We start from the raw sequence: 17,566 nt of genomic DNA on the forward strand, positions 1-17,566 counted from the left end.
CAGCAAATCCCGAGCCGATCAGAGCTCACCGACCGAACAGGAGGCCACCCCCGCGGCACTGACCGCCTGAACCATCACATCGAAGAATCACACGACGACGTCGTACACCACGCCCCTGGACTTGACCAAAGTTGATCAATCCGCCGCCGAGGGTCCGAGTCGATATCGGTGCGTTGGTAGAGCAGACGATCACTATGGCCGATGGTTCCCACTGGCGGTACGAGACAACCCTCGCTCCCGGTCATACCGACGCCCGTCGAACCGACCAAATCACAAGGCAAGCCCTTGATTGGGGAGGGATCGATCGCGAGGGGCACTTCGGATCGGTCTACACCCAATGCGGCTACTGCCACCAACTATGTTGTGCAGCATGCGTGGATCGCATCGTCACGTGCGATTGCTGTGGCGTCGCGATATGCAAAAGGTGCATCCGCGAGCCGCTTAGCGGCATGTGGCTGTGTCACGCGTGCTCGTCAACGCGGACACCTAGCCGCCAGGAGGCTCGCGGACACGGCCGCCTTTTGTCGGCGCGAGGCATGCTCATCGGGATCGATCCACTTCACACGGTCGTCGTCGAACACGTGAAGTCGCACTGGCACCTTCACGGACGCAACGGCGAGAAGCACTTGATTGCAAATCCCTCGGTGAGGCGATATCTCGACCAGCGACTGGCTGATAGCGAGAGGTAACACGCTGGAGGGTCGCCAGCGCACTCGCTCAATTGCGCGGCCAACGCTTCGCTGCTCGCCAAAGCGCAACGTCGATACGTCTGAGCAGACTTACTCGTGGGGATACGACCCGGCACACGTCCGAAATGATTTGACGGCGTGATGATTCCGACAACTCGTCGTGCAGCGCCAGCCAAAACCGTCCCTTCGGGGGCTGCAGGTAGTTGTTGACCTCGTTGTCGAGTATCGGAATGAGCTTTGGACGTTTGGCCGCCATGAGCTTGCCCGCGACAACCCACCCGATGCCTGCCAAGGTCCGCAGCTCCGCATGCAAGTTGCCGGCGGCACTTCCCACGCTGACATCTGATCGACTCACTTCCCACAGGTTCTGCTCGCGTGGGATCTGCTTCAGTAGCGAGTTGAAGCGCTCGCTATTCGCAATGAGAAGGGACGCTGCAGCCTCGGTGGGCACCGTGACGCTGAGGGCTTCGACAGCGAGTAGGTCTGAGGCTTCGAACCGGTTCGGATCACCGATGACCGCAAATTCCTCGAACCACCGTCCGGTGAAGGTTGGCTCAACTCCTCCGAAGTACCCGACAAGATCACTGCGGACTTGGTCCGCGTTGTCGGAGAACCACTCAGCTAGGTCGAACCGAAACCTGGTCATTGAGCGTGCTCGTCACCGAGCACGGCGACTAAGGCGTCGCGCATCGCTTTAGCTTGTTCGGTCGACATCTGCATTGCAGTTGGCCAGTGCGGGAACGAAACGTCCCACGCCGTCGCCGTTCCGTCCCGCAGTTCGTACTTGCCTAAACACATGCCATGGCCTCGAAATACGACCTTCCGTTCAGGCATCGCAATCCCTGTAGCAGCTGTCGCGGCGAGGGGTGTGGATGCCGGCGACGCGGCGATGCCAACCACGATCTCGTTGCCAGCAGCAGGATCCACAGTCACATGCATACCGAGTTCGATGATCCTGCCGTCTCGTGGATGCCAGTCGCGGTCTGCGTTGGTGCGTCCCAAGATTGGATCGAGCGCGTCGATTGTCTGCTTCCAGAGGTTCACCCAATTCCTCCTCGGGCCTACAACAAATGCAAGCTCGAGCCTGACGGGTCCGGACGGAAGTTCTGTTGCACCCACCACGGCGACGCGGATCTGCTCTTTGTAGGCAGCCGTCGACGCCGACACGGTTGTTCTCGCGACTAGCACCTCCGCCGAGGGTGCCGACACCTCGCGGGCGGCGTCAATTCGTACGAAGGACCGGTCGCTGTGCTGCTTTGTGCACCACACCGAAACAAGCCCGGGATCCCTCAGGTGATAGGCGAGTGGGTAAGCAAAATTGTCGAGATCTGACGTGCCGAGTAGGTCGCGCCCCTCCGACATTCCGACATCGAGCCGAAGTGCCCATTCGCCGTCAACCCTTGACTCGGCGAGGAGCGCCGCCGTGTCGTCCAAATACGCGCGCAGTCGAACCTGATCTGGGTCGTCGGATTTGTTCCACGACGCCAGACGCGGCGCAACCCTGAGACGGTGGGCGTCGTTTTCGGGGCGGGCGTACCAGCGCATTGCCACAAAGTAGCCCGGCGGACCGACTAGTCATCGGCCTTCCGGCGAGCCCTACCCCAATCCCCTACGCCGGCACCAACGTAATCGGAATCTGGCTCTGCCCCGGCCTGGTCATCTGGCAGTTGCCCTGCTGAATCTCCATCAGCTCACCCTGCAGCGTCTGCGAGTTCCAGGTGAACACCATCGCGCCGCGGGTCTTGGTCTTGTCCGGGCACACCGGCACCTGACCCGTAATCTTCATCGCCCAGGTATGCATGCCCTGATAGACCGCTTTTCCCTCGATCAGCGGCGACGTCACGTTAGCCACACACCCGGTCTCGATCACGTTGCACAGGTTCGAGATCGTCCAGGTGTCGATCACCTCGTTGGGGCCCTTCACGGTGAAGCTGCCGCTCATCAGATCCTCGGACGCGTGAGCGGCCGGGGCCATGCCCACAGCCAGCCCGCACACCACCGCGGCGACAAGCCCAGCGCGCATGAACAACCCCTTACCAAACAGTCGACGGTTGCCAACAGTATGCCGACAACCTGCGAACCCGCAGCACGAGACTTTGCAGCAGCACAAGGACCACCGAAAACCCGCACTGTTCAGCCTCTACATCGTCACGACCTCGACTACCGTTAGCCCCGATCACCATGGCTGCTGACGACCACCTCGAAGCCGCGCGCGCCGCGTACGCCACCGGCGACTGGCACGCTGCCTACGACCACTTCACCGCGGCCCAGGAAACAGACGAACTCACCACCGACGACCTGTCCTCCTACGGCCTCGCCGCCTGGCGCCTCGGCCACGGCCGGCACTCCATGCAGCTCTCTGAACAGGCCTTCAACCGCCTCAACGCCGCCAACGACGTCCCCGGCGCCGCGATGAAAGCCGTCGAGGTCGCCCTGCAGTGGTTCAACGGCGGCGACCTCACCATCACCCGCGTCTGGATCAACCGCGCCCGCCGCCTGCACGACAAACAGCCCGACGACCGAATCCTGGCCTACCTGCTCTACGTCGACTCCCTCGTCGCCATCGACGAAGCCCGCAACGACGTCGCCAAAGACCTCGCCGAGCAACTCCAGGAAGTCACCACCAGGCTCAACGATCCCGGCTTCAACGCCCTGTGCTCGACGGCCAGCGGCGTCACCATGCTGCCGTTCGCCCGCACCAGCGAGGCCTTCGCCCAACTCGACGAGGCGATGATGCCCGTCCTCGCCGACCAGGTCCCCGTCGACTGGGCCGGCGACATCTATTGCGCCGTCATCCACGAATGCCACCGCCTGGCCGACCTCGCCCGCATGAAGTCCTGGTTCGAAGCCATGGAGGTCTGGCGCAAAGGCCCGCAGGTCACCTCCTCCTGGTACGGCACCACCTGCGAGGTCCACAAGATGGACCTGCACAGCGCCACCCAGACCTTCGCCGAAGTCGAACAGCGGCTCACCGACGCCATCGCCGCTCTCGGCGACTTCCCCGGCACCGCCGGCATGGGCTACTACGAGCTCGGCGAGATCCGCCGCCGCAAGGGCGACGTCGAGGGAGCCCACCAAGCGTTCCGCCAAGCACGAGAACACAACAAGGAACCCCAACCCGGCGAGGCACTCCTGCGCTGCCACCTCGGCGAGCACGACGCCGCCGCCACCGATCTGCGCATGCGCCTCGACGCCGAGCAGGACGAGATCAACCGCACCCGACTGTTGCCCGCCGCCGTCGAAATCGCGTTGGCGCGCAACAGAATCGACGAAGCCGACCAGTACTGCACGCAGCTCGAAGACGGCGCCGAGAAGTTCGACTCCCCCGGTTTCCGGGCCTGGGCGGCCCACGCCCGCGGCGCGGTTCTGGTCAAACAAGGCAAACCCGACGAAGCCCTGCCCGTGCTGCAGGACGCCTTACGCCGCTACCGCAACACCCAGTGCCGCTACGAGCTGGCCCAGGTCTACGAGTGGATGGCCCAAGCCCGCCTGGGCACCGGCGACAACGACGGCGCCGCCACCGATGCCGCCAACGCCGAGGCCATCTACCGCCAGCTCGGCGCCGCACCCACCCAGGCGGCACCGACCGCGACGCCCGGCGGCCTCACCAAGCGCGAACTCGAGGTCCTGGTCGGCGTCGCCGCGGGCCTGTCCAACCGTGACCTGGCCAAGAAGCTGTTCATCAGCGAGAAGACCACCGCCCGGCATCTGGCCAACATCTTCGTCAAGATCGGCGTCTCCTCGCGCACCGCCGCGGTGGCCTGGGCCCACGAAAACAAGGCGCTGCACGGCGCGTCTACATAATTTGCACCATAGTCTGCCTGCACAAACGCACATTTCGCCCGATGTTGCGGGGTGCCTGCGCGCCATAACTTGATCAGCATGACCATCACAGCCAAGCTCGCACTGACCACCCTGGCCGCCCCGGTTCTCGCCGCCCTCGCCATCGGGCTGGCCGGCCACGCCGCCGCCGAGACCCCCGACACCGACGGCGGCACCGTCTCCGCCGCCGACACCGTCGGCCATCTGCGCGACCAAGGCATCCACGTCGTCGTCGACAAAGATGACGCCACTCCGCTGGCCAAGTGCTCCGTCATCTCCGTGCACCAAGAGCGCCACGAACACCACGGCGGCCAGCAGCGCGACGCCTTCGAGACCGCCTACGTGCACGTGTTCTGCCACGCGTGATCCCCCACCGCTGGCTCGTACTCGGTGTGCTCAGCCTGGGTGTGCTGCTGATCGGAGTCGACGGCACCGCCCTGGCCGTCGCGACACCGATCATCGGCAAGCAACTCGGGGCCAACGCCACCGAGATCCTCTGGATCGGCGACATCTACTCATTCATCCTCGCCGGCCTGCTCGTCACGATGGGCAGCCTCGGTGACCGCATCGGGCACAAGAAGTTACTGCTCTGCAGCGCAACCGCTTTCGCGTCGGCCTCGGTGGTCATTGCCTACGCGCCAACGGTCGAGCTGCTGATCGCCGGGCGGGCGCTACTCGGCCTCGCCGGTGCCAGCCTGGCGCCGTCGACCCTCGCCCTGATCCGGGGCATCTTTCCCAGCGCGCGCGAACGTACTGTGGCCGTGGGTATTTGGGCATCGGTGTTCTCCGCCGGAACCGCGCTGGGGCCGGTGATCGGCGGGCTGTTCCTGGAGCACTTCTGGTGGGGCTCGGTCTTCCTGATCAACGTGCCGGTGATCATCGTGCTGGTGCTGGGCGGCACCGTCCTGCTCCCCGAATTGCGCAATCCCGAACCGGGGCCGTGGGATCCGCTCGGCGTCGGGCTGTCTCTCGTCGGCATCCTCGGTGTGGTCTACGCCGCCAAACAGGCTGCCGCGCAGGGATTGCACCACGACGTCGTCGTCGCCGGCGTGGTGGGTGCCGCGGCACTGATCCTCTTCGTCCGACGCCAGCTGCGTGTGCCCCACCCGTTGATCGACGTGCGGCTGTTCGGCAATCGCGCCTTCTCCGGGGTGATCGCCGCCAACATGTTGTCGATCCTCGGGCTGTCCGGGGTGCTGTTCTTCCTGTCCCAGTACTTCCAACTGGTCGACGGGTACAGCCCGCTGCAGGCCGGGGCCGCCGAACTGCCCGCCGCGGTGGCGGCCACGGTATTCGGTGTGCTGGCCGGGGTCGCCTCGCGGCACTGGTCGCAGCGCGCGGTGCTCACGGCGGCGCTGGGCATGATCGGGGCCGCGATGGCGTCGCTGACGCTGATCACCCCGGCTACCACGTATCCGCAACTCGGTGTCGCGCTGTTCGTCATCGGGGCGGGTCTCGGCATGGCCTTCGCGGTGGCCAACGACGTCGTCATCACCTGCGTCCCGCCGCAACGCGCCGGCTCGGCGGCCGGTATCTCCGAGACCGCCTACGAGCTGGGGATGGCGCTCGGAATCGCCGTGCTCGGCAGCGTGATCGCCGCCGTGTACCGCGGCCTGGACCGCCCGCCCGGCATCCACGACGACGTGATTGCGCATGCGGAAGAATCGCTTACCGCCGCCCACCGCGCGGCCGAGACCCTTGGCGGCCAGCAGGCCCACGCCCTGCTGTCTTCCGCCCAAAGCGCTTTCGCCAGCGGCGTGGCCGTCGCCGCCGGCATCGGGTCGGCCCTGCTGCTGACCTCCGCGGTGGCGGTGTGGATGCTGCTCAAACCCGACGCCACAGCGTCGTCGCTCGCCTATCGTTGCGTTGACTCCGAGGAAGGATGCGTCCCCCGATGACCGCAGAATCCACCGACGAGGAAATCCGGCACTCCGGATACCAACCCGAGCTGAATCGCACCCTCGGCGGGCTTCAGTTGTTCGCCATCTCGTTCGCGTTCATCTCGGTGCTCGTCGCCGTCTTCGCGTCCTACAGCATCGTGCTCAATTACTCGGGGCCGGCCGGAATCTGGTTGTGGATCATCGTCGCGATCGGCCAGACCCTCGTCGCATTGGTGGTCGCGCAGTTCGCTGCCCGGATCGCGCTCACCGGCTCGTCCTATCAGTGGGCCTCGCGGCTGGCGAACCCGAAAGTCGGCTGGTTCTTCGGCTGGCTGACGTTCTGGTTCCTGGCCATCGGCGTCGTCGCGATGAACAACGCACTGGCCAGCCAAGCCCTCATGCCCCTGCTCGGGATAGCACCCGACGAGGACGTCGCACGCCTGATCACGTTGGCGCTCATGCTCACTGAGGCCGTCCTGGTCATCGCGTCCACCCGGCTGCTGGGCATGGTCACCTCCACCACGGTGGGTCTCGAATTGGTGATCCTGGTGGCGCTGATCGTCGGCCTCGGTGCGGTCATGGTGTTCTCCGGGACCGGCACCGTCGACAATCTCGGGTCGCGCGGTGTGGCCGCCGATGCACCGAACTACTTCGGGATCGGCGGGCCGCTGATGGCGTCGATGCTCATGGGCCTGGTCACGCTCGTCGGCTTCGATTCCGCGGCGAATCTCGCTGAGGAAGCCAAGGATCCGTTTCGCAGCGTCCCGCGCGCCATCGTCTCGTCGGTAGTGGCTTCTGCCGTCCTGGGTTTCGTCTTCGTCCTCATCCTCACCCTGGCGATCAAGGACATCGGCCGGGTGACCGCCAGCGGCTCGCCAGTGGCGACGATCATTCGCGATCAAATCGGCCCGGTGATGGAGCGAGTTCTGTTGGCGGGCATTGTGTTTGCGATGTTCGGTGCTGGCATGGTGATGACGGCGGCCTGCTCACGCCAGGCGTTCGCCATGGCCCGCGACGGGCGCTTTCCCGCCCACACGCTGATCCGTAGAGTCAGCCCGCGCACCAAGACTCCGATACCCGCCACGATCCTGATCCTGGTGATCGGGGCGGTCTTGATGGTCGCGCTGCCCGGTGCGGCACTGCTGCAGCTGATCGTCGCGTCGACGATCCTGCCTGCCGTCCTCTACGGCGGGATCGTCGTGCTGTACCTCTGTGTGCGCAAACGCCTGGAAACCAAGGAAGGCGGATTCAGCCTCGGACGTTTCGAGCTGCCGGTGGCCTACGTCGCCCTCGTCTGGGTGGCGTTCGCGGTCTTCACGTTGGTTTCCCCGAGTGAGGCCCGGGTGCCCGGCCTGATCGTGCTGGGCCTGATGGTGGTCGGCGGGCTCTACTTCGCCGCGATGATGCTGACCAACCGTGAAGTGTTGGAGACCGAGCCGGGCGAGGACGAGTTCAGCTGAAAGAAATCTTGTAGCCAATCGGCGCTGTTTGGCGCGACCGGTACTAGGCTGCACAAATAGTAGGTTCGTGGTCAAGCACAACTCAACACCGTGGCGGCGTCTGATCGGGGGATGCAGTGCGAAGAAATAAATGGCACATCACGCTCGGCGTCATCGCCACGCTGGTGCCCAGCAGCCTCTTTACCGCGACACCGGCGGCCGCGGATTGCACCAACGCCGGCGCGGCAACCGTATGCGCGCAGGGCGAAGTGCGCGGCGGTGGACCCACTGCACCGATCGCCGGGCCGGCCTATCCCGGCTACTGCGCCGATCCCTGGTATTGCGACGACATGTGGGGCGTCGACATCGACCTCAATCCGCGGCCGAATCCGCCACCTCGCCCGCCCATCCGACCCGGCAGACCGGGCGTCGGTCCGCGCTAAGCGCCTATCCACCAGTACCTTCGATAAGGAGCAGTCGAATGTCGTTCCGAAACCTGATCGGCGCCAGCATCATTGCGAGCGCGGCCCTGCTCGGCAGCACGGCAACCGCCGCCGCCGACGAACCCAACTGCACGGCAGGCGACCTCACCCAGGTCCTGTCCGGCGTCAACGCCGGCATGTCGGTGTATCTGTTCACCCATCCCGACGTGAACGCCTTCTTCACCGGCCTCAAGGGCAAGTCACGCGACGAGATGCGCACCGCGGTCTCCGACTACCTACAGGCCAATCCTGAAGTCCGGGATCAGATCAAGGCCGTGCGGCAGCCGGCAGCCGATTTCCGGGCTCGCTGCGACGCGCCGATGCCCGACGACATGGGCCCGATGGGCTGAAGATTGTCGCTGAAAGGCGGGCACCCAGCCGGTGCCCGGCTTCAGCCATGCCAGCCCTAGTGGCCAGCCCGCTTGCTTCCGCCGGTACCCGACGGCTTGCCTGACTTCTTACCGGTACCACCGGCTTTCGACGACGGCGCCTTGCTGCTCGTGCCGGCCGTCGCCTGCGCCCCACCGATGCGGAAGTTGTTGATCGCGACCCCGGGGCCGGTCTTGGTGACAGTTGCACCGTTATTGAAGATCGTTCCGGCCAGCGCCAGCGGTCCCGGCCCTGCGCTCACGGTGTTGGTTCCGCCGAGGACGTTGAACCCGGCGGTGAAGTTGCCACCGGCACCGCCCGCGCTGACGGCGTTGTTGCTGCCCAACGAATTGAACGTCAGGTTCCAGTTACTGCCGGCGCCACCGACGCTCAAGGTGTTGTTGCTGCCGATCAGGTTCACCACCGAATTCTGGTACCCGGTCGTCGACGAGAGTGTGTTGCCGGTGCCGCCCAACAGGTTACTGGCCGAGCTGTAGATGCCGGACACGACGGTCACGGCGTTGTTGGTGCCGAACCAGTTCTGCGCGGTGCTTCCGTAGGCACCGCCCGTTATCGTCACGGTATTGCCGCCGCCGAACAGGTTTCGGACCGCGTTGGAGTAGCCGCCGGTGATCGTCACGGTGTTGCCATTGCCGAGAATGTTGCGGGCCCAGTTCGCATAGCCACCGGTCGTGGTGACGGTGTTGTTGCTGCCGAGCAGATTGCTCGCGGTGTTCACCAGGCTGCCATTGGTGGCGACCGTGTTGTTGTCGCCGAGCAGGTTCGTCGCCCAGTTGAAGACGCCGCCTTCCGCCGTGACGTTGGTATTACTGCCAAAGAGATTCGTGGTCAGGTTGAGCAGCGAGCTTGTCGCGGCATCACCCGCCTCGATGACGTTGTCGTGGCCGCCCCAATTCGACGCGATGTTGAGCAACCCGTGCGACGTCACCACCATGCTGCCCGGATCGTTGGCAGTCCCCCGACCGAAGAGGTTCAGGGCGATGTTGCCGGCCGCGCCGGTACCACCGGCGGTGACGGTGCTGCTGTTGGTCGGCGCGCCGAGTGCCGAGACATTCAGTGCAATGTTGAAGCCGGGGTTGGCCAGCAGACCCGAACCCTCGGTGATCGCAGAGCCATTCGGCCCGAGCTGCGTGGCGATACCGAACAAGCCGTTGGCGGTCGCGACCGACCCGTCGCCGAGAGCCGTGGCGAGGGTGAACGCGTCGCCGGTGGTGGCGGCCGAATTGGTCCCGACCGCAAAGGCGCCACCCAACAGGCCACTGGCATGAGCGGTCGCGCCGGAGCCGAGCGCGATCGCGATGCTCAGCGGGGTGCTGCTGCAATCAGCGCTGTTCCCCAGACCGAAGAACGACGCGCAGCTGGCGTTGGCCGAAGGCGCTGACCCCAACGCGGCCGCAGCGAGCACACTGCTGGCGGCGGCACCGGCCACCAGCACGCCGGCGACGGTAGAACGAGACTTTGCGGTGGCGATCATGATGCCTCTCCCCTCAGAGCAAGATCACGACAGATCAATTTGCTGGACGTCCAGTATGGCGGCCTGTCAAGCGACCGACACCGGAATGAGGAGATAGGAGCTGCCGCTCGGGACCGCGGATGCCGTCAAGCCGCCGGTCAGCCCGAAGAGGTTCGCCGCGCCGAAGGCGAACAGCAAGAACGCCGCCGTGCCCGCTCCGGCCAGCTGGCCGATGGCGTAGCTGATCGGATTGTCACCGAACAGCGCGCCGAATCCCTGCCCCAAGGCCTGGCCGAGCGCGATCTGCAGTGCCGGGCTCTTCACGACCTCCGCAAGCACCGTGTTCACCAAGTCCTCCGGCGGGGTTCCGTCCAGGACCTGGCCGGCGAGCTCGCCGATCAAGTTCTGCGCGGCGGGATTGGACACCAGGGCGTCGACCGCGGCTTTGGTCACCCCGCTCGTCGCCACGAAGTTCAGCGGCGTCTTGTCCAGCAGATCGGCGACCACACCTTGGGCCACTTCGCTGATCACGCCCCGCACCGCGGGAGCCTTCAGGACCCCCTTCAGCGCATCCGGGACGGTGGCGTTGAACGCGGCCACGACCGCGGTGTCGGCCTGCAACGACCCGAAGGCCGTCAGCACCCCGTCGCTCAACGATCCGCCGGCCAGCAGCGCGGCGACCAGATCTTCGGCGGCAGTCGACAGCGCCGCGGCCACCCCCGCCTGGCTGAGGAAGCCGGTCACCACCGCGCCCGCCGTCGCGGCCAGCTGCGCCGCGGACGTCGGGTCGGCCAGGGTGCTCACCACGGTCGGGCCGTACTCCGGCCCGAGCAGCTCGCCGATGAGGGTCCGGACGGCGGCATTGCCGGCGATGTCGTTGACCAGCCCGGTGACGGTCGAACCCAGTGCCGAAACCACACCGGCGTTGGTGGCCAGCGAGTACACCGCGCTGCCCGTCGCGGGCGCCAGGGCCGACAGGAACGCCGAATCCGAGACCAGCCCTTGCCATGCCAGGTCCAGGGCGTCGATCCAGTCGGTGCCCGCCAGGTAGCTGCTGCCGAACTGGGTGACGAAGTCGGCCAGGGCGGCGGGCACGCCCGGCGTGCCCAGGATGTTCGTCACCGCCGCACCGGCCACCGTGGCCAGGCCCTGCATCGCGTTCGTGTTGCTCAGCAAGCCCTGTACCGCATTGCCGACCGCGTTGCCCAGACCCTCGGCTGCCGCGCCGCCGCCCAGCGCCTGCGACACCCAGCCCCCGGCGAGGTCGCCGAGCCAGGTCGGCACAGTCGGACCCGAGGTCAGGTCGATGACCGCTTGCGACGCCCCCGAAGCCAGCGCGGCCCCGAAAGCCGGGGTGCTCAGGAAGGTGGCGATCTCGTCGGTGGAGTTCGCGACGACCGATTTGAGGTAGGAGGCCAGCGGCGCAGTGTCACCGGCCTCCAGAGCCGCCGCGATCGCGGTGTTCTGGGCCGAGTCCGGCCGCACCGCGTTGGCGAGCACGTCGAGTGCGCTTTGCACGCCGGCATTGCCCAACACCGTGGTGACCAGGTTGACTGCGGCGTTGCCGACGACGGTGCCGACCGACGAGGGCACGCCAACGTAGTACGTCAGCGCTGTCGCGATCTTCGTCGAAACGAATTGGCGGATGGCGGTATTCGTGACGAGCCGCTGGACCTCGGCGCTCACCGCGCCGTTGCTCAGCAGGTCCGCAATACCGTCGGCGACAATCGGCGCCAATTCGTCGGCAATCGACGTCCATCCCGGCAGATGGGTGTCGATGAAGGTGCGGACCGCGGTGTTGAGGGCGGGGCTTGCGGTGGCTCCGGCCGCCAGTGGCGCGTCCCCGGTATCGCTGGCACTGGGCGCCAAAGCGGTTGTGCTGCTGGCTATTCCACGACTGGGGACGGTGTCGACCAACCGCGCCGACGTGGCGAGCCGTTCCCGTCGGGTCACCGCAAGCGCGGCCCACGACAGCGACTCGGTCACCGGGGCCAGGGGGTCACCCGAACCCAGCCGGTCCAGTGGTGCCCGACTCGCGGCCGAGACCACACCGGGCTTGACGGACGCCGCCGGCGCCGACTTCGGGGTGCGGGGACCCGCCTTCGCCGCGTTCCGGGGGGCCGGTTTGCCGGCAGACGATGTCGCCTTCCCCGAATTCCCGGTCCCGGTGTCCGCGTCCGCGACAGCCGGCAATGCGGCGAGGAATCCGCCGATGCCGAGAGCCACGGCCAACGCCCCGACCCGACCGATGTAGCGACCCTGCTGCCCCATGACACCTACCCCGACGTAGTGATGCTGACGATCAAGCTAATTTGCTAGGGGTATAGCACACTGCTCCGGTGACGCGCCGGTGTACGGCCCGAATAACGGATGCCAAATTGTTGATTACCCCGGCTACCGGCGCGAATTCCCCTAACATCCACCGAGTGGATGGCGAGCTTTCGGCGGTGACTTTGCAGACCGTCATCGAGGTCCAGCAAGCGAGCGCAGTCGTATGAGCACACGTCTTATGGTGGAACGTAACGACCTGCGGGCATTCCAGTGGGTCGAGTCGCCCGCGACAGCCCTCAACGACGGCGACGTCCGCATGCGGATCGACACGTTCGCACTGACGTCGAACAACATCACCTACGCAGCACTGGGCGATGTCATGAACTATTGGCAGTTCTTCCCGACAGGCGATACCGCGACGGGCTGCGTTCCGGTGTGGGGCTTTGCCTCTGTCGTCGAATCACGTTGTCCTGGAGTTGACGTCGGCGAGCGCTTCTATGGCTACTGGCCGATCGGCGACGAGATCGTGCTACAGGCCACCGGGGTGCATCCCGGTGGTTTCACCGACGGCGCGCAGCACCGGCAGTCCTTGCATCCGATCTACAACCAGTACGTGCGGTGCAGCGCCGATCCGGGGTATCGAGCTGATCGCGAAGCTCAGCAGGCGTTGCTGCGTCCATTGTTCGCCACGTCGTTCCTGATCGACGACTTCCTGATGGACAACGGATTTTTCGGCGCCAGCACGGTGGTCATGTCCAGTGCGTCGAGCAAGACCGCCTACGGCACCGCGTTCTGCCTTACCCGGCGTCAGGCGGTCACCGTCGTCGGACTCACATCGCCGGCCAACGCCGAATTCACCCGCGCGCTGAGCTGTTACGACGACGTGCTGTGCTACGACGACATCGCGACGGCACTGCCCGAGACCGCGTCGGTGTATGTCGATTTCAGCGGCGACGCCGGCGTGCGCGCGGCCGTGCATCGCCGGCTCGGCGATCAGCTGGCCTACAGCTGTTCGGTCGGCGCCACCCATTGGGACGCCCTGGGCGGCGGCGATGACCTGCCAGGCCCTGCGCCGGTGTTGTTCTTCGCGCCCGAGCAGGCCCGCAAGCGGATCGCCGACTGGGGCCCGGCCGGCTTCCAGGAGCAGATGGCCGCAGCGTGGACGGCGTTCATGGAGCCTGTCACCGAGGCCGACCACCCCTGGTTGACCGTGGTGACCGGCCAGGCCCGAGACGCCGTCGAGCGGTCCTATACCGCGCTGCTGGATGGCACCGTGCCGGCCAGCGAGGGCCACATCCTGCGCGTTGATTGAGCGTTGACGCCTCAATCAAGCGGCATTTTCGCGGCGTCAGCGCTCAATGAATGACAGCGCCGACTAAGGTCAGGCCACGCCTACTGCCGCCAGTGAATTGAGTTGCGCGAACAGCGAGTCCAGCAGACCGGAACGGACCACCAGCAGCGCGGGGAGCGAGTTCACCGCGATGAACAGCCCGGTCGGGATCCCCACGAACTGGCCGACCAGGAAGCCGATCGGACCGCCGCCGAACAGCGACCCCACGGCCTGACCGAAGGCCTGACCGAAGGCGAGTTGCGCACCAGGGCTGGAGAGAACCGCGCCCAGGAAGGACTTCACCACCGTCCCCGGTGCCTTCCCGATCGCAAGATCACCGGCCAGGCTGCCGATCAGGGTTCGCACGGACCCGTCGCCCAGAAGCGAATACACAGCGGACTTCAACGCACTGGCCAACAACCGCTCCGCGGTCGGGTTGTTCAGCGGTGACGCGTCGAGGAAGTCCTGGATCACATAACCCGCGATTCTGGCGGCGGCCTGCTCCAGCGCCCGCACACCGAGCACACCCCGCACCGCGGCGGCGACCGTCGACTTCAGCGCCGCGACGAACGACGGATTGGCACGCAGCGCATTCAGCGCTTCACTGATGGCCTCATCCGAGGTGCCGCCGGCGAGCATCGCGACAACAGCTTGGTTGACGGCCTCACCTAGTGCATCCGGAACTCCGCGTGCCCCAAGGAACTTCGGCAGCACACCGCTGATCGCGCCGGCCAGCCTCTCGATCGCGGCGGTGTTGTCCAGTACGCCGACGATCTCGCCGCCGTACTTGGCGCCGAACTGCTCGAGGACAGCGGCTTTGATCGCCGGTGCGGTAGCCACGTCGGTGATCAACGTCTCGACCGTCGCGCTGATCTCGGAGAGCATGTCGGCGTTACCGGCGGCGGCTTTCACGCCATCCTTGAGCGCCTGACCGAGGGCCAGTTGAACGTTGGGATCGGCGGTGAACGCCGCCATCGCGGCATCCAATGCCGCCTGCACTTCCGCCTCGGTCCCCGTGGCCAGTGCCTGCGCGACCGTATTGGCAGCGCTCGCGAGTGCCGTGCTGACGCCCGCATAGTCGAGGAACGTCGACACCGTGGTCTCAAGGGTGCCGACCGCACCGTCGATGACTATCGCCGAGCTCAGAATGTGCTCTACCGCAGCACGTCCCGCGAGTGCGACGACGGCGGTCACGGGATCGGAGACCCCGCCTTCGCCGACCGCAAGTTCGACCTGATCACCGATGAAGGTCACGAAGGCGGACGACGGATCTTCCTGCCAGCCGCTCAATCCGACGAGCACGTAAGTGGAGCCCTTGAGCGCGCTGAACACCGCGGCACGCAGGGCCTGGTCGGCGAGCAGGACCGGCAAGCCCGTCACAAACGCCGGCGCGCTCTGTTGAACGTCCTGTTCGATAAGGTCTTTCAGGGTGTAGGTCGGCGAGCTCAGGTTGGCGAGCAGAGCGTCGATGTCCCCGTTGGGAACCACCGTCAACGTGTGCGCCAGAGTGCTGACGGCATTCTGGACAGCGGTGTTGCCCAACAGGGTCTGAGCGAGGTAGCCCATCGCCTGGCCCGCGACGTGGGCGGCCCCCGCGTTGAGTCCGTTGGCGACGGCCAGGGTTTGGACTTCATCGGTGACGAAGTTCAGGAGCGTCTGGTTGTTGGCCAGGTCGGTGAGGGCGCCGCCCAGTGAGGTCTTGGTGTAGGCGTTACCCATCAACTCGACGACCGAGGGCAGCACCACATTGACGAGAGCCTGTTGCTCAGCACTCAACCCGGCGAAGCCGATTCCGGTCTTGATGAAGTTGGTGAGGGTCGGCGCAACCTGACTGTTCCAGTCCGTCATCGTGGTGCCGGCTGCAGGCACCGCGGCGGCCGGCTCTGCGGTGGTCACGACCGCCGCCGGCAGCACCGTGGCGTTGGCACTCGACAACTCACGACGCAGGGCCACGCCCGCCAACTCCAGCGGAGTCGCCAGCGGGGTTCCCGGGTCGCTACCGCCGCCCGCCGAGTCCAGCTTGACGCGGTTCGCTGCCCTCAGCGAGTGCCCGGTCGACACGGTGATCGTCGAGGACTGCGGTTTCTTCGCCGAGCTGGCGCCCGCACTGCGCGCCTTCGGCCCTCCCTTCGCCGACGAATCCGCCGACGAGGTCGTCTTACCCGAGTTGCCGGTGTCCGCGGCGGCGACGGCTGGCAGCGCCGCGATCACCCCGCCGACACCGAGCGCGATTGCCAACGCCCCGACCCGACCGATGTGCTGAGTTGCCATTGTTTCCCCCCGGAATATTGACGTCTACGACTATAAGAGCGGTATAGCACACCCCGGCGAACGACGGGCCTTACTCGGCAGATAGAAAAACCTTCCCTATCGACAGCGGGAATCTGGTCTTCACGGCGATTACGCCAGAAGCCGCTGGTCACGACTATTTGAGTCATGACCACGTACCTGCCCCACCCGGCGACAACGCACCGCAGCGCGGCCCGGCCGAGCTTCCGCGATGTGGCAGGTATCCGCCTCGCGGACAACCTCGACGTGCTGTCCCGCGACGAGATCGAGGCCACCCAGCAGCACAACTTGCGAGCCACCCTGAGCGCCGCGCACGAGTCCACCAACGTGTCGCGACGCTTCCCCGGACTCGGGGTGCTGGACCCCACCGCCACCGCCGACGACCTCGCCGTGCTGCCGCTGCTGTCCGCCGCGGACCTGTCCGCCGGCTGCCCGCCGCATTCGGCTGACCTCCTCTTCGACCAAAGCCCCGGACTCGTCCTGCGCTCCAGCGGTACCGCCAGCCGGCCCAAGGTCCTCTACCACTCCTGGGACTTCACCGACCGCGTCGGACACCTCGGTGTGCGCGGCGTCCGCGCGGCCCTGCCGACACCGCCGGCCCGGGTGGCGAACTGCCTGTGGCCCGGCGACCTCAACGGAGCCTTCCTCTTCGTCCAGGACATCACCCGCGCCCTGCCGGCGCTCTCCTTCGCCATGGGCGAGCTGACCGCGACCGCCGACGCCGCCGCCGTCATCGAGGCCCACGGGATCGACACCCTGGTGTCCTCACCCGCCTACGGCGCCGAGCTGCTGGCGGGAACCCCGGACCTGCCCCTGCAGAACTTTCTGTTCATCGGCGAATCGCTGGGCGCCGAGCGGGAACGCATCGTGCGCTCGGCGGCGCCGGATCTGAACGTCCGGTCACTGGCCTACTCGACATCCGAGACGGGCCCGCTGGGCTACCAGTGCCACCACCAGACGACCGGCATGCACCACGTCCACGAAGACGCCAACGTGCTGGAGGTCGTCGACGAGGCCGGCCGTCCGGTGCCCGCCGGAACACCCGGCGAGCTGGTCGTCACGCCCCTGACCACATCGGGGATGGCGCTGGTGCGCTACCGCCTCGGCGACCGCGGGATGTTCATGACCGACGCCTGCCCCTGCGGCAGCGCTGCCCGCTCGGTGCTGCTGCTGGGCCGGATGCCGAATTCGATGACCGTCGACACCATCACGTTCTCCAGCGACCACCTGCTGGCTGCGTTGGCGCCGCTGGGTGTGGCCGGGCCGGCCGACTGCCAGTTGCAGGTCCTGTGGGAGGGCCACCGGTACCGGGTGCGGCTGCTCGTAACACCCTCCGCCCCAGCTGGATTCACGACCGACGCGGCCCGCGCGGCCATGCGGCACGCCCACGAAATCCACGAGGTGATCGTCAGCCCGCGGTGCCTGGACTTCGAGGTGCAGCGCGCCGGCGTGCATCAGTTCGCTCGCTCCAAGCGGGGCAAGGTGCCGGTCCTCTACCAGCACGGAATCAGCGGTTAACGG

The 17,566-nt window shown here is 66.4% G+C and carries 14 protein-coding genes; 8 read left to right on the top strand and 6 right to left on the bottom strand.

The window, feature by feature from the left end:
- Positions 1–717: 717 nt before the first annotated feature.
- The 3 genes from HPC46_RS27080 to HPC46_RS27090 form a co-directional block, all read right to left on the bottom strand.
- The gene (locus HPC46_RS27080; RefSeq protein ID WP_233716748.1) at positions 718–1,335 is read right to left on the bottom strand and encodes a DUF6308 family protein; all 618 of its coding nucleotides are present in this window, start codon (positions 1,333–1,335) and stop codon (positions 718–720) included.
- Positions 1,332–2,234 (bottom strand): hypothetical protein, encoded by a 903-nt coding sequence (locus HPC46_RS27085; protein WP_179475277.1) that lies wholly within the window; start codon positions 2,232–2,234, stop codon positions 1,332–1,334. Before HPC46_RS27085 ends, HPC46_RS27080 begins: the two co-directional genes overlap by 4 nt.
- Positions 2,235–2,298: 64 nt before the next feature.
- Entirely contained in the window at positions 2,299–2,712 is a 414-nt protein-coding gene (locus HPC46_RS27090; protein WP_179475278.1) for a hypothetical protein, read from the bottom strand.
- A 158-nt stretch (positions 2,713–2,870) separates the two neighbouring features.
- Here HPC46_RS27090 and HPC46_RS27095 point away from each other — a divergent pair, with 158 nt between their 5' ends.
- The 6 genes from HPC46_RS27095 (at position 2,871) to HPC46_RS27120 (ending at position 8,662) form a co-directional block, all read left to right on the top strand.
- Entirely contained in the window at positions 2,871–4,493 is a 1,623-nt protein-coding gene (locus HPC46_RS27095) for a LuxR C-terminal-related transcriptional regulator (protein ID WP_179475279.1), read from the top strand.
- Between the two features lie 78 nt (positions 4,494–4,571).
- Positions 4,572–4,877, top strand: coding sequence for a hypothetical protein (locus HPC46_RS27100; protein WP_218894726.1), 306 nt, complete (start codon positions 4,572–4,574; stop codon positions 4,875–4,877).
- On the top strand, positions 4,877–6,409 hold the full coding sequence (locus HPC46_RS27105) for an MFS transporter (protein WP_179475302.1): 1,533 nt from the start codon (positions 4,877–4,879) through the stop codon (positions 6,407–6,409). Before HPC46_RS27100 ends, HPC46_RS27105 begins: the two co-directional genes overlap by 1 nt.
- Positions 6,406–7,851: an amino acid permease gene (locus HPC46_RS27110; protein WP_179475280.1), complete on the top strand. Its 1,446-nt coding sequence runs from the start codon at positions 6,406–6,408 to the stop codon at positions 7,849–7,851. Before HPC46_RS27105 ends, HPC46_RS27110 begins: the two co-directional genes overlap by 4 nt.
- A 116-nt stretch (positions 7,852–7,967) precedes the next feature.
- The gene (locus HPC46_RS27115) at positions 7,968–8,273 is read left to right on the top strand and encodes a hypothetical protein (protein WP_179475281.1); all 306 of its coding nucleotides are present in this window, start codon (positions 7,968–7,970) and stop codon (positions 8,271–8,273) included.
- 38 nt (positions 8,274–8,311) lie between these two features.
- Positions 8,312–8,662 carry a heme-binding protein gene (locus tag HPC46_RS27120; protein WP_179475282.1) on the top strand — a complete coding sequence of 117 codons (351 nt, stop codon included), beginning with the start codon at positions 8,312–8,314 and terminating at the stop codon, positions 8,660–8,662.
- Between the two features lie 56 nt (positions 8,663–8,718).
- Here HPC46_RS27120 and HPC46_RS27125 read toward each other — a convergent pair whose 3' ends face one another.
- Positions 8,719–10,176, bottom strand: a complete 1,458-nt coding sequence (locus tag HPC46_RS27125; RefSeq protein ID WP_179475283.1) for a beta strand repeat-containing protein — start codon at positions 10,174–10,176, stop codon at positions 8,719–8,721.
- Positions 10,177–10,242: 66 nt separating this feature from the next.
- Positions 10,243–12,426: a hypothetical protein gene (locus HPC46_RS27130; RefSeq protein ID WP_179475284.1), complete on the bottom strand. Its 2,184-nt coding sequence runs from the start codon at positions 12,424–12,426 to the stop codon at positions 10,243–10,245.
- 223 nt (positions 12,427–12,649) lie between these two features.
- On the opposite strand from HPC46_RS27130, the gene HPC46_RS27135 reads away from it, so the two are divergent.
- On the top strand, positions 12,650–13,738 hold the full coding sequence (locus tag HPC46_RS27135) for a DUF2855 family protein (RefSeq protein WP_233716750.1): 1,089 nt from the start codon (positions 12,650–12,652) through the stop codon (positions 13,736–13,738).
- A gap of 69 nt (positions 13,739–13,807) precedes the next feature.
- On the opposite strand, the gene HPC46_RS27140 is transcribed toward HPC46_RS27135, so the two are convergent.
- A complete protein-coding gene (locus HPC46_RS27140) occupies positions 13,808–16,027 on the bottom strand; it encodes a hypothetical protein (RefSeq protein ID WP_179475285.1) in 2,220 nt (739 codons plus the stop codon).
- A gap of 165 nt (positions 16,028–16,192) precedes the next feature.
- Between HPC46_RS27140 and HPC46_RS27145 the strand changes: the two genes are divergently transcribed.
- Positions 16,193–17,563, top strand: coding sequence for a phenylacetate--CoA ligase family protein (locus HPC46_RS27145; protein WP_179475286.1), 1,371 nt, complete (start codon positions 16,193–16,195; stop codon positions 17,561–17,563).
- Positions 17,564–17,566 lie beyond the last annotated feature (3 nt).

Origin of the sequence: Mycolicibacterium vinylchloridicum (assembly GCF_013404075.1) — a bacterium.
Lineage (GTDB): Bacteria > Actinomycetota > Actinomycetes > Mycobacteriales > Mycobacteriaceae > Mycobacterium > Mycobacterium vinylchloridicum.

Coding starts and splice junctions, on each gene's coding strand:
- HPC46_RS27080 (WP_233716748.1), bottom strand. CDS start 1,335: ATGACCAGGTTTCGGTTCGACCTAGCTGAGTGGTTCTCCGACAACGCG.
- HPC46_RS27085 (WP_179475277.1), bottom strand. CDS start 2,234: ATGCGCTGGTACGCCCGCCCCGAAAACGACGCCCACCGTCTCAGGGTT.
- HPC46_RS27090 (WP_179475278.1), bottom strand. CDS start 2,712: ATGCGCGCTGGGCTTGTCGCCGCGGTGGTGTGCGGGCTGGCTGTGGGC.
- HPC46_RS27095 (WP_179475279.1), top strand. CDS start 2,871: ATGGCTGCTGACGACCACCTCGAAGCCGCGCGCGCCGCGTACGCCACC.
- HPC46_RS27100 (WP_218894726.1), top strand. CDS start 4,572: ATGACCATCACAGCCAAGCTCGCACTGACCACCCTGGCCGCCCCGGTT.
- HPC46_RS27110 (WP_179475280.1), top strand. CDS start 6,406: ATGACCGCAGAATCCACCGACGAGGAAATCCGGCACTCCGGATACCAA.
- HPC46_RS27120 (WP_179475282.1), top strand. CDS start 8,312: ATGTCGTTCCGAAACCTGATCGGCGCCAGCATCATTGCGAGCGCGGCC.
- HPC46_RS27125 (WP_179475283.1), bottom strand. CDS start 10,176: ATGATCGCCACCGCAAAGTCTCGTTCTACCGTCGCCGGCGTGCTGGTG.
- HPC46_RS27130 (WP_179475284.1), bottom strand. CDS start 12,426: ATGGGGCAGCAGGGTCGCTACATCGGTCGGGTCGGGGCGTTGGCCGTG.
- HPC46_RS27135 (WP_233716750.1), top strand. CDS start 12,650: ATGAGCACACGTCTTATGGTGGAACGTAACGACCTGCGGGCATTCCAG.
- HPC46_RS27140 (WP_179475285.1), bottom strand. CDS start 16,027: ATGGCAACTCAGCACATCGGTCGGGTCGGGGCGTTGGCAATCGCGCTC.
- HPC46_RS27145 (WP_179475286.1), top strand. CDS start 16,193: ATGACCACGTACCTGCCCCACCCGGCGACAACGCACCGCAGCGCGGCC.